The 13,631-nt window shown below is 62.3% G+C and carries 13 protein-coding genes; 11 read left to right on the forward strand and 2 right to left on the reverse strand.

Translation table 11 applies throughout. The features are described from left to right. Positions 1-91: 91 nt before the first annotated feature. The 11 genes from exbB (at position 92) to AC5P9N_RS09615 (ending at position 11,741) form a co-directional block, all read left to right on the forward strand. Positions 92-853, forward strand: coding sequence for a TonB-system energizer ExbB (gene exbB, locus AC5P9N_RS09565; RefSeq protein WP_164212651.1), 762 nt, complete (start codon positions 92-94; stop codon positions 851-853). 62 nt (positions 854-915) lie between these two features. Then, complete coding sequence (locus AC5P9N_RS09570; RefSeq protein ID WP_005411739.1) at positions 916-1,341, forward strand: ExbD/TolR family protein; 426 nt, start codon at positions 916-918, stop codon at positions 1,339-1,341. A 3-nt stretch (positions 1,342-1,344) separates the two neighbouring features. Next, on the forward strand, positions 1,345-1,758 hold the full coding sequence (locus tag AC5P9N_RS09575; RefSeq protein WP_005411740.1) for an ExbD/TolR family protein: 414 nt from the start codon (positions 1,345-1,347) through the stop codon (positions 1,756-1,758). Between the two features lie 102 nt (positions 1,759-1,860). Next, positions 1,861-3,321, forward strand: a complete 1,461-nt coding sequence (gene cls / locus AC5P9N_RS09580) for a cardiolipin synthase (protein WP_049460375.1) — start codon at positions 1,861-1,863, stop codon at positions 3,319-3,321. 40 nt (positions 3,322-3,361) lie between these two features. Continuing rightward, entirely contained in the window at positions 3,362-3,631 is a 270-nt protein-coding gene (locus tag AC5P9N_RS09585) for a hypothetical protein (protein ID WP_012478631.1), read from the forward strand. Positions 3,632-3,640: 9 nt separating this feature from the next. Then, positions 3,641-4,384, forward strand: coding sequence for a pyridoxine 5'-phosphate synthase (locus AC5P9N_RS09590; protein WP_005411743.1), 744 nt, complete (start codon positions 3,641-3,643; stop codon positions 4,382-4,384). Positions 4,385-4,485: 101 nt separating this feature from the next. Next, on the forward strand, positions 4,486-5,577 hold the full coding sequence (locus AC5P9N_RS09595; RefSeq protein WP_049395276.1) for a PA0069 family radical SAM protein: 1,092 nt from the start codon (positions 4,486-4,488) through the stop codon (positions 5,575-5,577). A gap of 192 nt (positions 5,578-5,769) precedes the next feature. Continuing rightward, positions 5,770-7,533, forward strand: a complete 1,764-nt coding sequence (locus AC5P9N_RS09600; protein ID WP_239498918.1) for a DUF6531 domain-containing protein — start codon at positions 5,770-5,772, stop codon at positions 7,531-7,533. A gap of 69 nt (positions 7,534-7,602) precedes the next feature. Then, positions 7,603-8,985, forward strand: coding sequence for an RHS repeat domain-containing protein (locus AC5P9N_RS09605; protein ID WP_239498917.1), 1,383 nt, complete (start codon positions 7,603-7,605; stop codon positions 8,983-8,985). Between the two features lie 15 nt (positions 8,986-9,000). Beyond that, positions 9,001-11,151, forward strand: coding sequence for an RHS repeat-associated core domain-containing protein (locus tag AC5P9N_RS09610; RefSeq protein WP_239500704.1), 2,151 nt, complete (start codon positions 9,001-9,003; stop codon positions 11,149-11,151). Then, a complete protein-coding gene (locus AC5P9N_RS09615; protein WP_012478652.1) occupies positions 11,148-11,741 on the forward strand; it encodes a hypothetical protein in 594 nt (197 codons plus the stop codon). Before AC5P9N_RS09610 ends, AC5P9N_RS09615 begins: the two co-directional genes overlap by 4 nt. Before the next feature lie 11 nt (positions 11,742-11,752). Here the strand turns inward: AC5P9N_RS09615 and AC5P9N_RS09620 are convergent, their stop codons facing one another. Further along, positions 11,753-12,463, reverse strand: coding sequence for a 2OG-Fe(II) oxygenase (locus tag AC5P9N_RS09620; RefSeq protein ID WP_099484089.1), 711 nt, complete (start codon positions 12,461-12,463; stop codon positions 11,753-11,755). 108 nt (positions 12,464-12,571) lie between these two features. Next, a complete protein-coding gene (locus tag AC5P9N_RS09625; RefSeq protein ID WP_049402951.1) occupies positions 12,572-13,588 on the reverse strand; it encodes a class 1 fructose-bisphosphatase in 1,017 nt (338 codons plus the stop codon). Between the last annotated feature and the right edge of the window lie 43 nt (positions 13,589-13,631).

The following is a 13,631-nucleotide window of genomic DNA, read 5'->3' on the forward strand; positions in this document are numbered from 1 at the left end:
TGCGCCCGGGTGGCATGGCCACCCCCGCTCCCGGTTCGATTGTTTAGCTTAGCTACACCCTTTATCACCACACACAACAAAGGTAAGCGTCATGCTGCAGGAAATTTTCATCGCCGCTGCTGCCGGGGGCAATCCGTCCAACGCCCTGTCGCAGATGGGCTTCGAGCACCTGATCCACGAAATGACCACCAAGCCGGGTGATTTCGCGGTTTCCTGGGTCGTGCTGCTGACCCTGATCGCCATGTCGGCCATGTCCTGGTACTGGACCGTCATCAACATCTTCCGTGCGACCCGCCTGAAGAGCGCTGCTGATCGCGTCGTCAGCCTGTTCTGGGATACCCCGAACGCGCAGGACGCCATCCGTGCCATGGAAGAGCAGCCGGCTTCGGAGCCGTTCTCGAAGATCGCCCTGGACGCTGCCCAGGCTGCTGCGCACCACCAGCGCGCTGAAGGCGGCGCCAACGGCGGCGTGGGTGAGAACCTGAGCCGTTCGGAGTTCGTCGACCGTGCCCTGCGTCAGGCCGTTACCCGCGAAAGCAACAAGCTGCAGTCGGGCATGACCCTGCTGGCCACCGTCGGCGCGACCGCTCCGTTCGTCGGTCTGCTGGGTACCGTGTGGGGCATCTACGGCGCCCTGATCAAGATCGGTGCCACCGGCTCCGCTTCGATCGACGCCGTTGCAGGCCCGGTGGGTGAAGCGCTGATCATGACCGCGATCGGTCTGTTCGTCGCGATCCCGGCCGTGTTCGCCTTCAACTTCTTCAGCAAGATCAACAGCGCGACCATCAGCAAGTTCGATACCTTCGCGCACGACCTGCACGACTTCTTCGCCACCGGCTCGCGCGTCCGCTAATTGCGGCGCGCGTCACCCAGCGACGAACGTAAGTAGTCACCAAGATCTAGACGGAGCCCGTTATGGCTTTCAGTAGTGGTAACAGCGGCGGCCCCATGGCCGACATCAACGTTACGCCCCTCGTGGACGTGATGCTGGTGCTGCTGATCATCTTCATCATCACGGCGCCCCTGATGTCCCACAAGGTCAAGGTGGATCTGCCGGAAGCCAACCTGATCCAGAAGCCGGAAGACGCTGAAAAGCGTTCCGGACCGATCACCCTGGCAGTCAAGGAAGACGGCTCGATCTACTGGAACGACGAAGAAATCAACAAGCAGACTCTCGAGTCGCGCTTGGCGACCGCCGCCCAGCAGACCCCGCAGCCGCCGCTGAACCTGCGTGGTGACCGCACCACCAAGATGCGCGTCATCAACGACCTGACCAAGGTCGCGCAGGAGCAGGGCATGCTGGACGTCGGCTTCGTCGCGACCAAAGAAAAGGGGCAATAAGCCATGGCATTCAGTAGTGGTGGTGGCAAGGGCCCCATGGCAGACATCAACGTCACGCCCCTCGTGGACGTGATGCTGGTTCTGCTGATCATCTTCATCGTGACCGCGCCGATCATGACGTACCCGATCGCCGTCGACCTGCCGCAGCGCGTGCTCAACCCACCGCCGCAGCTGGTCGAACCGCCGCCGCCGATCGAACTGAAGATCGACGCCAGCAACCAGGTCTCGTGGAACAACAGCCCGATCAATACCAGCGAGCTGCAGCAGCGGATGGAGCAGGAGGTCCAGCGTGACCCGACCAACCAGCCGGAACTGCGCATCGACGCCAGCCCGGATTCCGAGTACGACGTGATGGCCAAGGTTCTGGCCGCCGCGAAGAATGCTCAGATGAAGAAGATCGGTTTTGTGCAGCAGTAATCGCTACACCGCAACACAACAGTCATGACGCGACTGCAGACGCCCCTGGAGACAGGGGCGTTTTTTTTTATGCCTGCCGGCCTGGACCGCTATGATCGGCGGATGCTCGCCCTCTTCGACTCCCTGCGTCATTGGCTCGACGGCATCGCCCACCTTGGCTCGATCCTGGCGGTGGCCTACCTGCTGTATCTGTTCGCGCTGGCGGGCTGGATCATGCTGCAGAAGCGTGAGCCGGTCGCCACGCTGAGCTGGATCCTGTCGTTGGCGCTGCTGCCCTACCTCGGCTTGTTCATCTACTACCTGCTGGGCCCGCAGAAGGTGAAGCGGCAACGGCTGCGCCGCGGACGCGCACGATCGGGCATGGAGCACTACAGCGATGTCTGCCCACCGGATGCCGACTGCACCGAGCTGGCCAAGATCGCGCAGGCCACCACGGGCCTGGCGCCGAGCAGCGCGACCGAGGTGACCTGGCTGGTGGATGGTGCCGCTACCTACGCCGCTCTGTTGGAAGCGGTGGCGCAGGCTCGCGATCACGTGCACCTGGAGTACTACATCTTCAATCCGGACCATGCCGGCACCGCCCTGCGCGACGCCCTGGTCGAGCGCGCCCGTGCCGGCGTGCAGGTGCGCCTGCTGCTGGATGCAGTGGGTTCTTCCGCCCTGCCTCGCCGCTTCCTGCAGCCCCTGATCGATGCTGGTGGCGAGGCGGTCTGGTTCCATCCCCGGCAGTTGCTGAAGCCGTTCAAGCGGCCGTGGTTGAACCTGCGTACGCACCGCAAGCTGGTGATCGTCGATGGCCGGCTGGCCTTCACCGGTGGCATCAATATCACCGACGATGAAGACGAGAGCCGCAAGCCGAACGCCTACCGCGACCTGCACATGCGCATCTGCGGCCACGTCGTGCGCAGCCTGCAGCTGGTGTTCGCCGAGGACTGGCTCTATGCCAGTGGCCAGGATCCCTCGCGCATGGACATTGCCCGTCTGTGGCCGGCTGACATGCCGCTGCGCGGCGATGGTGCGATCAACGCCCAGGTGCTGGTCTCCGGCCCGGACTCGGGCTGGGAAACGATCCACCGCCTGCACGTGGCGGCCATCCAGGAAGCACACGAGCGCGTGTGGCTGGTGACGCCCTACTTCGTGCCGGGCGAAGCGGCGCGGATGGCGCTGACTTCGGCGGCACTGGGTGGACTGGACGTGCGCCTGCTGGTGCCGAAGATGAGCGACTCCTGGTTTGTCACCCAGGCCGCGCGCTCCTATTTCGACGAACTGCTGCACGCCGGGGTGAAGATCTACGAGTACGGCCCGCGCATGCTGCATACCAAGGCTTTCATCGCCGACGACGATGTCTGCATCGTCGGCAGCGCCAACTTCGACCACCGCAGCTTCCGCCTGAACTTCGAGCTGTCGATGATGATCAGCGACCGTGACCGCGTCGCCGCTCTGGCCGGGCTGCTGCAGGGAGAGTTCGACCGCGCCACCCGCGTGCACGACCAGGCTGGCCGTTCGCTGTGGCTGCACCGCCTGCCCGAGGCCTTCGCCCGGCTGGCCTCGCCGCTGCTCTGACGCAGCGCTACACTGCGGCGATCATCCGGGGAGCCCGACTATGTACTGGTTGTACCTGCTGCTGGCGCTGGGCTGTTTCGCCTTCGCCCTGAAGACCCCCAGCGCCGCATTGATGACCCTGTGCCTGCTGGCCGCCCTCGCCTTCCTGCTGGCCTGGGTGCGCGGTCGCTATGTAGCCCGCTTCGGCGACCTTCAGCGGGACCCTGCCACCCTTGTCGATGCCGAGGAGCTGCGCCGCCTGCGCGAGCAGGCCCAGGCCCGCCGCAATGCCGACGCCAACGACCACGATCCGTCCCCTCTTTCCAAGTAGTTCCGTTCCATGACCCAGCTCAGCGTCAACGTCAACAAGATCGCCGTCCTGCGCAATTCGCGCGGCGGCGCCGAACCGGACGTGGTGCGCGCCGCCCAGGCCTGCCTGGATGCCGGTGCACATGGCATCACCGTGCACCCGCGGCCGGACCGCCGCCATATCACCGCCGAGGACGTGCTGGCGCTGTCCACGCTGACCCGCGCGCGTGGTGTCGAGTTCAACATCGAAGGCAACCCGTTCGCACCGCCGCGCGAGGGCTACCCAGGCCTGCTGCCGCTGTGCGCGCAGACCCGCCCGGCGCAGGCGACGCTGGTGCCGGATGGCGATGGACAGATCACCTCCGACCATGGCTTCGACTTCGAGCGGGATGCCGAGCGGCTGCGACCACTGGTCGCCGAACTGAAGGCGATGGGCTGCCGGGTCAGCCTGTTCGTCGATGCGGGCAACCCACTGCTGGAGCAGGCGGCCGAAGTCGGTGCAGATCGTGTCGAGCTGTATACCGGCCCCTACGCCGAAGCACACGCGGCCGGCGACGCTGCGGCGATGCTGGAACTGTTCGCCACTGCGGCGCGGCGGGCGCAGGCGGTGGGCCTGGGCGTCAACGCCGGGCACGACCTGTCACAGGACAACCTACGCGATTTCCTGGCCCACGTGCCGGACGTGCTGGAGGTGTCGATCGGTCACGCGCTGATCGGTGAGGCGCTGTACGACGGACTGGACGCCACGGTGCGCGGGTACCTGGCGTTGCTCTGACCGCTCCCCTGTAGCGTTGAGCCATGCTCGACGCAGCACCGCGCTGAACCCTTCAGGCAGCCGTCGCAGCCATTGAGACGGCTGCGGCGTAACCTGCCGCAATGGGTATCGCGATCAAGGGCCGAGGTTCCACGTCCCACCTTGCCGGGCGCTTTGAAAGCACCGTCAGCGAGGCGGTGGACGACGGCTGGGCAGTCGATGAGAGCGAGGAATTCCTCGCCCCACGTCTGCGCACTGAAGTACGTGCCGAGACCGCACGCAGCATCATCAGCCGCAACACCTCACCGGACGTCGGCTTCAGCCAATCGGTGAATCCGTACCGCGGTTGTGAGCATGGCTGCTCCTACTGCTTCGCGCGCCCCTCGCACGCCTATCTGAACCTGTCGCCAGGCCTGGACTTCGAGACCAAGCTGTTCGCCAAGACCAATGCGCCGCAGCTGCTGCGCAAGGAGTTGTCGAAGCCGGGCTACGTTCCGCAACCGATCGCGCTGGGCATCAACACCGATGCGTACCAGCCCATCGAACGCAAGTTCAAGCTCACCCGCCAGCTGATCGAAGTGATGCTGGAAACCAAGCATCCGTTCTCGCTGATCACCAAGAACGCACTGGTCGAACGTGACATCGATCTGCTCGCACCGCTGGCGGCGGAGAACCTGGTCAGCGTGCATTTCTCGGTGACCTCGCTGGACCCGCATCTCTCCGCAAAGCTGGAGCCACGCGCGTCGGCGCCGCATGCACGGCTGCGTGCGATGAAGCGCCTGCATGAAGCGGGCATTCCGGTGGGTGTGATGGTGGCGCCGGTGATCCCGTGGATCAACGACAGCGAACTGGAAGCCGTGCTGGAGGCCGCGCACGATGCTGGCGCCAGCACCGCAGGCTACGTGCTGCTGCGCCTGCCGCTGGAAGTGGCCCCGCTGTTCCGCGATTGGTTGGACACCCATCATCCCGATCGCGCCGCGCACGTGATGAGCACCATCCAGCAGCTGCGCGGCGGCAAGGATTACGACAGCCAGTTCGGCACCCGCATGCGTGGCCAGGGCGTGTATGCCGATCTGTTGAACAACCGCTTCAAGCTGGCGCGAAAGCGTCTCGGCTTCAATGCGCAGAACAGCCATTGGCCGAAGCTGGATTGCAGCCGGTTCGTGAAGCCGCTGACGCCGAAGAAGGATTCGCCACAGGGTTCGCTCTTCTGAGGTGTGTACATCTGCTGGCGTATGCACCGGCGATTCGTCGCGCTGTGCTGTGCCCAGCTCATTGATGGGCAATGCACGAGAAACATTACGTGCCTCCATTGCACCGTTGCAGCGTGCCGTCATACACTCGTTACAAACATGAATTCCCGATGACTGAATGAGTCGGTCTCGGATGAGGAGCTAGGCAAGCGCATGATGCACGTTGCAACACGGAACACCTTGCAGTCCCGACTTCTTCTTCTGCCGCTGCTTTCCCTGCCGATGACATTGGCAACTGCGGCAAACACCCTCGAAACCGTCCAAGTCACCGCCACGCTCCCTGTTGGAGGTGGCGGTGCAGGCGGTTTTGGATTTGGTGGCGGCAGTGGTGTCCACCTGTCCGAGTCACAGATGGACAATGGCGGTGGCGGCGGTGCAATTCCGACCGAAACGGCGAAGGAACAGCCGACCGATGACAAGGAGAAGGACTGTAATGGCCGCAAGGGCAATCCTGTCGTGCTCTACAGCGGCAACAAGGTCGAGCCGGAACTCGATTTCGCCAGCCAGGGCGAAATGGGCCTGTTCCTGCAGCGCAACTACAATCATTACTGGAGCGCGACCGGTCTGTTCGGCAATCACTGGCTGAGCAACTTCGACTATTCGCTCGCGTTCACCGATGCAAACCAGCTGGCGTGGGTACAACGGCCCGACGGTCGCCGCATCAAGTATCTCAAGGATCCAGCCAGCGGCCGCTGGTACGAGGACAAGACCCAGCCCATCGCGTATCTCGCCGCGAACGGAGACGGCACGTTCACGCTTCGAAACGAAAACAACGGGACGGAAATCTACAACGCCGAGGGCTACATCACCCGGCTCAGCAATGAGCAAGGTGTGAGCTGGACGTTCTCCTATACCGATCGCTACCTGCAGAAGGTCACCCACTCCTCGGGATGCAGTATCAGCTTTGGCTGGACCAATGGACAGGTCTCCCAGGTGACCGACCCGGCCGGCAACATCTACCGCTACACCTATACCCCCAACGTGTTCGGGAATGGGCGTGGGCGGCTCGCCAGCACGACATTGCCAGGCGCTCCTGCAACGACGATCAGCTACCACTACGAAGACGGCCGCTTCCCGGGTGCCCTGACCGGCAAGTCCTTTGACGGCGTGCGCTATTCCACGTTTGCCTACGACGCGGAGCGGCGCGCCATCAGCACCGAGCACAATGGCGGCATCGAACGATTCCGCTTCAGCTACGCCGTGCGCAGCACCGAACCGGTGCTTCCGCCCCCCGCCCCGGCTCGACCGGGCGGTGTCCGCGCCGACGAAGAGCGTGGATGGTGCGAGCAGCGCCCCGGAGGCTCACGCATCTGCTACCAGCCGCGCTCGCTGCCTGTCGATTCGCTGCCGATGGAGAGCGCTCTCGGCATGACCGCCGCCGCTGCGCCGAGCCTTACGCGGCCCGTCGATATCGATGTCACTGTGATCAACCCTCTTGGCCGCAGCACCACCTACACGTTCAAGGACGGAAAGATGGTGTCGACCAAGGGTGATCCGTCGCCGAACTGCCCTGCCAGCTACAAGGAGCAGAGCTACGACGCCAATGGGTACCCTGATCTGGTCCATGATTTCCAGGACAATCTGACCAACTTCGACTACAGCGCACAGGGCTACCTGCTGAAGCGGGTGGAAGCGGTCGGCAGCACGGCCGAACGTACGACGTTGCAGGAGTGGGATACCGCGCGTAACCGGCTGCTCAAGACAACGGTGGTGGGTGATCTTGAAGTCGCCTACACCTATGACGATCGCGGAAACGTGGCCAGTGTGACTGAGCGCAATCTGACGGCACGTGGGGTGCCCAGCCAGACGCGGGTAACCCGCACCACCTATAGCTATCACGCCAATGGATTGAAGGCCTCGATCAAGATCGATGGCCCGCTTCCGCAGGATGACGTCACCTCGACCTTCAACAACTAGGGCGATCTGACCAGCACCACCAACGCTCTCGGTCATACGATCAGCTATTCCAACTTCAACGGCTTGGGATTGCCGGGACGTATCGTCAATGCGAACGGTGGTGTGCGGGAGCTGACGTATGACGGTCGTGGCCGCGTTGTGTCCGACAGAACCAGCTCGGGAACCGGCTGGGCGACCACAGCCATTGGCTACACCTCCGCAGGCGACATCGCCTCGCTCACCCAGCCCGATGGCGTGACGGTACGCTACGGCTACGATGCAGGACGCCGCCTGACGCATGAAGTCCGCTCGCTGGGAGACGGTACGTGGGCGTGGACCCGTCATAGCTACAACAACGCTTCCAATCGCACGCGTACCGAGGTTTCACAGACCGACTATCCGATCGATACGGCAGTCAAGGGAATGATTGACGAAATCACCCATGACGGGCAGTGGAACTGGTTCGCTCGAGGCTGGGCCTGCTCCACCGGATCGGCCGGATCCATCCAGGTGGATGGCTACGCCGAAGGCAACGTCTACCTGGGAAGCACCCAGGCAAACCTCGCCAGCGAGCCAGGGGTTGCTGCCGCCTGCCAAGCCTCAGGCAATGGCTATAGATACCAGCTGCCGATATCGCTGGCCCAGAGGCAGCAGCTGGGTGGCCGTAAGTTCTCCATCTACGGTGTATCTCCGAAGGGAGCACAGCACAACCAAGCGCTGGGCAACTCCGGCAACTTCGCCATTCCCACGGCAACGATCATCGGAGACGTCGCAGGGGTTACGAACGACGCGAACTGGAACTTCTCCGTACAAGGATGGGCATGCTCCGTGGGCGTCAACGCGGCCACCACCGTACACATCTATGCGGGAGGGCCGGCAGGCGCTGGTACGTATCTTGGGAGCGTTACCGGCACGCTGGTTCCGAACGACGACGTAAAGGCCGCATGCCAATCGCAAGGGGCGTATTGGTTTGGCTTCACGTTGGATTCCAATATGCGGAACGCACATGGCGGAAAGCCCATCTACGTCCACGGCATCTCGCCCTCGGGCCAGGCTCATCTGCTGCTCAATCGCTCGGGTACGTTCACAGTTCCCGCGGTAGTGCGCAACGCCGAAGTCGTTGGCGCGTCGGCCTATCCGTACCAGATCTTCAATGGCGGCTCCTCAACATTGATCTTCGAGTTCCGCAACACAAGCAATGTGGTCTGGAATCCAGGCGATACCTACCTCGCGTTCGGCCTCAATCAGCCCAACGAGAACATCGCACTCTCTGCGCCGGTGCCACCCGGTGGCGTGGCCAGGTTCAGCCGCAGCGTGGGGCCGAATAATCCGGGCAGCGGGAATCGAACGTTCTCGTACGTGGCGAGAATGGCGTCCGGCGGCGTTGCCTGGGGCGCGGAAGCAAAGGTCTTCCTGTCTGTTGAGAACAACAAGGGAAGTTGCGGTCGCGTCGTCTGCGAACGCCCTCGGTAAGAAAGGACTATCCATATGCCAGCACTGACGCTTGCCCTGATCGGGCTGAACGCTGTTGTCTCCGTCAATACATATGAGTACGACGAGCTGGGTCGCGTGATTGTCGAGCGCGGAAACGGCGTACAGAACGTGCGTTATGCCTATGACGCGGAGGGACGCGTCACCCAGGTCACCGACTCGCAGAATCGGGTTACCCGCATGAGCTACGACGCTCGCGGTCGCTTGATCCAATCAATCGATGCTGCTGGAGGGAAGACGCAGATTGCGTACGATCATGCAGATCGTCCAATCCGAGTGAGCGATCCCCGCAATCTGGTCACCACCTATGAGTTTGATGGCTTCGGCCAGATGTGGAAGCAGGTGAGCCCGGATACGGGAACGACACAGCACCAGTACGACGCTGCAGGTCTACGGACATCGACGACCAGAGCGGACGGAAGCGTTGTTTCCTTCGACTATGACGGCCTGGGTCGCATGACCTCTGCGAGTGCGGAGGACCGGACGTTGGGCTACAGCTACGACTGGTGTGGCAATGGTAAAGGACTGTTGTGCGGCACCTCGGGGCCGGGAACAGCAACACATTTTGCCTACACCGCGAATGGATCGCTGCAGATACGCCGCGACTTCACAGATCTGTCTGGTCAGAAGACGGATTACAGTACGACGTATGGCTACGACGGCATCAATCGCCTGAGCGAGATCACCTATCCCAATGGTGACAAGGCAACCTACTCCTATGGTTCCCACGGAAAACCAAGCGCGTTGGTGGCAACCGTAGACGGCACGCAGCGTTCGATCATTTCCCAGGCAAGCTGGAAGGCCACGGGAGCGCGCGGGTGGCTGGCTTATGGCAATGGCCTCGGCCGGGGCTATAACCACGATCCGGAGGGACGGCTGACGGCAATGTCGGTCTGGGGACCCAACAGCAGCAAGGTCAGCTATTGGGACTACCAGTACAGTGGTGATGGAGAAATCACCGCCATCGTCGACGCTGTCGACCCGAGCATGACGCAGCTGATCGGGTACGACTCACTGAGCCGACTGACCCAGCTGACTCGGTTTGGCGTCACCAACAATCTTTCCTACGACGCCGGCGGCAATCACGACCGCTATCAGGCCGGTAGTCAGCTGACCCAGTACAGCATCGACCCGGGGAGCAACCGGGTGCTGAACTACACCAATCAGGACGGCAGCCGCCAGTACCAGTACGATGCATTGGGAAATCGTATCAGCGAGACTGCGGGTAGCCGGATCAGTACCTACGAATACGATGCCTTCAATCGCATGAGCCGAAGCAACATCGGAGGAGTAGCGACCGACTACGTGCTGAATGCGCAGGGACAGCGCGTTGCCAAGATCAATCAGAACACCAACAGCCGCTACTTCTACGCTGGCCAGAACCAGCTCATGACCGAACTGAACAATGGCGTGTGGACCAACTACTTCTGGTTCGAAGGCGAACTGGTGGGGCTGGCCCGCAGCGGGCAGCACAATTACGTGCATACCGATCATTTGGGACGCCCGGAGTTCGTCACGAGCCCAAGCCAGCAGACCGTCTGGAAGGCGTACAACTACGCCTATGGACGCAGCGTCCAGAAGGATGAGATTGGCGGGTTGAACATTGGCTTCCCGGGCCAGTACTACGACGCGGAAAGCGGCCTCTGGTACAACGGCTTCCGCGACTATGACGCAAGCATTGGCCGGTATGTGCAGAGTGATCCGATCGGGTTGGCGGGTGGAATGAACACATACGCGTATGTCTCAGGAAACCCCATCTCAAGAACCGATCCGTGGGGCCTGACCCAGTGTGATATCGACGTGGCGTTCTCATTTGCAAAGCAGAACAATCCAGACCTCAAGTTCGGCAACGGCGCGCCGCAAGTGGATATTCCACGCTCAGGTGATGAGGGGCGATCGGATCTATATGGTGATGGTCGTATTCATTTGAACAAGAGATACCTGGATGTGCTTGATTGGGCGGGCGTATACAACGTTCTGGATACAATCATTCACGAAGGCTTCCACTTCACGCGCCCTAGAAAGTTGCAAACTGAAGAAAATGGTTGGGATCATCGCTACATTTCGCCGGAAGCAACGAAACGAGCACGTGAGCAGGTTTACAACTATGACAAGGCCCGCAAGGCTACTTGTGAGTGCACACAATGAAATTCTTTGTTTATGCGGCCTATTCCTTGCTTTCACTCGCCTTCTGCACCCAGCTTATTCACGCACGTGAACTGCACGAATGCATCGTCGTGTCACAGGCCTCGAACGTCACCGACATGCCAGATGGCCTTGACGAGTTTGAACAGCGTCTGTGGACAGCAAATTCTGGCCAAATCGTAAGGAAGGGCGCGGACACCCTCCTCCTGCTTCGAGTGTTTTCGGAAGCTCCGGGTGTGATGGATTCCCAGCAGTACACCAAGATCACCGGAATTCTGAAGGGATACGCGCCTTCGGCTGACAAGGCGCCTGATGTTGGCAGTGCACGCCTGACCAGTGGAGGCGCGGGTTTCGCGCATAAGGGAGACTATTGGTTGTCCGATGCGGCGGCAGTTGAACTGCGTCAGCCGCACAGCCACAGCAGTCGGATGGAAGTCAAAGTGACGGCTGTCGGATGGAACAGCTATCGGAAAGAACACCGGCCCTTCGATCTACGGTTCACGTGCCAACTCAGGGAAATCCCTGTCGACAGGCTCAGTGCTTGGCAAGGCGGAAACGGTGATCTCTGGTTGTCTTTTGGACCGACCAAGTAGCGGCAACAGCCTCAGCCGCCGCCGAACAACTTCTGCGCACTCTGGAACAAAATCCAGCTGGTGGCGATGAACTTGTCGCCGCCCTGCGGTCGGTTGCCACGATGGGTATGGGTAAACGCCGTCGGCGCAATCAGCAGGCTGCCGGTGCGTGGTGCGATCTTCCGCCCCTGGAACAGGAACTCGGTCTCGCCCTCTTCGAATTCCTCGTTGAGGTACAGCGTCCACAGCACGTGCCGGTGCAGGGTCTCGGCCTGCGCATCCTTGGGGTACAGCTCGCAGTGCCAGTACGGGTAACCGCCCTCGCCCGCCGCATACCACTGCAGGTTGATGGCGCCCGGGCGCAGGCAGGTGCGGGCCAGGTCGGCCAGCTGCTGCTGCGGCATGTCAGGGAAGTCCTCGGCAGACAGGCGTCGCGGTTGGCCCTTGCTGTCCTGGATCTGCAACATCAGCGGCGCAATCAACGCCTGTGGATAACGGCGTAGATAAGTCAGCAGGCCGTTGAACACCGCGTGCTGCAGCTGATGGTCCACATCCTGCCAGCCATCAAGGCCGCTGATGCGCAGATCCTTGCTGTGCTTGAGTTCCGGGAACACGCCACTGCCCACGGCACCGGGCTGCAGGCCACGCGCCGCCCGCATGCGCTCGACGATCGCCGCGCAGACCTCGCTGGGGACCGCGTTGTGGATGACCTCGATGAAATCGACCGGGCCCTGCTCGTGCATGCGTGCATTCCTTAGGCGGCAACGGCTTGATGGTGCCGTTTGCCGCCCTCGGTGTCACCCCACGGTCATGTCATCGATCTGCCATGACCGTCGTCAGGCAACCGCCAATCAGCCCTGCGCGTCGTCGTGCGCGTGGTGGTAGCGCACGGCTTCGGCCACTTCCTCGCGCGAACCCAGGAACACCGGCACGCGCTGGTGCAGCTGGTCGGGCTGGATGTCGAGGATGCGCTCGCGGCCGGTCCAGGCGGCGCCGCCGGCCTGTTCGACCAGCAGGCCCATCGGGTTGGCCTCGTACATCAGGCGCAGCTTGCCGGCCTTGGACGGATCCTTCTTGTCCCACGGGTAGATGAAGATGCCGCCGCGGGTCAGGATGCGGTGCACGTCGGCGACCATGCTGGCGATCCAGCGCATGTTGAAGTTCTTGCCGCGCGTGCCTTCCTTGCCCGCCAGCAGATCACCGACATAGGCCTGCATCGGTGCTTCCCAGTGGCGCTGGTTGGACATGTTGATCGCGAACTCCTGGGTCGCCGCCGGAATCTGCATGTTCTCGGTGGTCAGCACGAACTCGCCCTTCTCACGGTCCAGGGTGAAGGCGTGGGTGCCATGGCCGACGGTCAGCACCAGCTGGGTGCTGGGCCCGTAGATGCAGTAGCCGGCGGCGATCTGCTTGCTACCCGGCTGCAGGAAGGCGTCGTCGCCCGGCAGTTCGACATTGGTCGGGCAGCGCAGCACCGAGAAAATGGTGCCGACGGAGACGTTGACGTCGATGTTGGAGCTGCCGTCGAGGGGATCGAACAGCAGCAGGAAATCACCGCGCGGGTAGATGTCCGGCACCGGCTGGCTGTGGTCCATTTCCTCCGAGGCGCACGCGGCGAGGTGGCCACCCCAGGCGTTCGCTTCAAGCAGGATCTCGTTGCTGATGACGTCCAGCTTCTTCTGCGCCTCGCCCTGCACGTTGCCGGTACCGGCATCGCCCAGCACGCCACCGAGGGCACCCTTGCTGACGGCGATGGAGATGCTGGTGCAGGCGCGGGCGACGACCGCGATCAGCTGGCGCAGGTCGGCGTTGATGCGGCCGGCGTGCTGTTCCTGGATCAGGAAGCGGGTCAACGAAGTACGGGACATGAGCGGGCAGGTCTCGGCAGCGGGAAAACGCCTATTGTCGCCC

Source organism: Stenotrophomonas sp. YJH_SMC_6, assembly GCF_059371335.1.

What these genes read in the sequence shown, in the direction of transcription:
- AC5P9N_RS09595 (WP_049395276.1), top strand. Translation starts at nt 4,486, where the DNA reads ATGGGTATCGCGATCAAGGGCCGAGGTTCCACGTCCCACCTTGCCGGG.
- AC5P9N_RS09585 (WP_012478631.1), top strand. Translation starts at nt 3,362, where the DNA reads ATGTACTGGTTGTACCTGCTGCTGGCGCTGGGCTGTTTCGCCTTCGCC.
- AC5P9N_RS09625 (WP_049402951.1), bottom strand. Translation starts at nt 13,588, where the DNA reads ATGTCCCGTACTTCGTTGACCCGCTTCCTGATCCAGGAACAGCACGCC.
- AC5P9N_RS09620 (WP_099484089.1), bottom strand. Translation starts at nt 12,463, where the DNA reads ATGCACGAGCAGGGCCCGGTCGATTTCATCGAGGTCATCCACAACGCG.
- AC5P9N_RS09615 (WP_012478652.1), top strand. Translation starts at nt 11,148, where the DNA reads ATGAAATTCTTTGTTTATGCGGCCTATTCCTTGCTTTCACTCGCCTTC.
- cls (WP_049460375.1), top strand. Translation starts at nt 1,861, where the DNA reads ATGCTCGCCCTCTTCGACTCCCTGCGTCATTGGCTCGACGGCATCGCC.
- AC5P9N_RS09610 (WP_239500704.1), top strand. Translation starts at nt 9,001, where the DNA reads ATGCCAGCACTGACGCTTGCCCTGATCGGGCTGAACGCTGTTGTCTCC.
- AC5P9N_RS09600 (WP_239498918.1), top strand. Translation starts at nt 5,770, where the DNA reads ATGATGCACGTTGCAACACGGAACACCTTGCAGTCCCGACTTCTTCTT.
- AC5P9N_RS09590 (WP_005411743.1), top strand. Translation starts at nt 3,641, where the DNA reads ATGACCCAGCTCAGCGTCAACGTCAACAAGATCGCCGTCCTGCGCAAT.
- AC5P9N_RS09575 (WP_005411740.1), top strand. Translation starts at nt 1,345, where the DNA reads ATGGCATTCAGTAGTGGTGGTGGCAAGGGCCCCATGGCAGACATCAAC.
- exbB (WP_164212651.1), top strand. Translation starts at nt 92, where the DNA reads ATGCTGCAGGAAATTTTCATCGCCGCTGCTGCCGGGGGCAATCCGTCC.
- AC5P9N_RS09570 (WP_005411739.1), top strand. Translation starts at nt 916, where the DNA reads ATGGCTTTCAGTAGTGGTAACAGCGGCGGCCCCATGGCCGACATCAAC.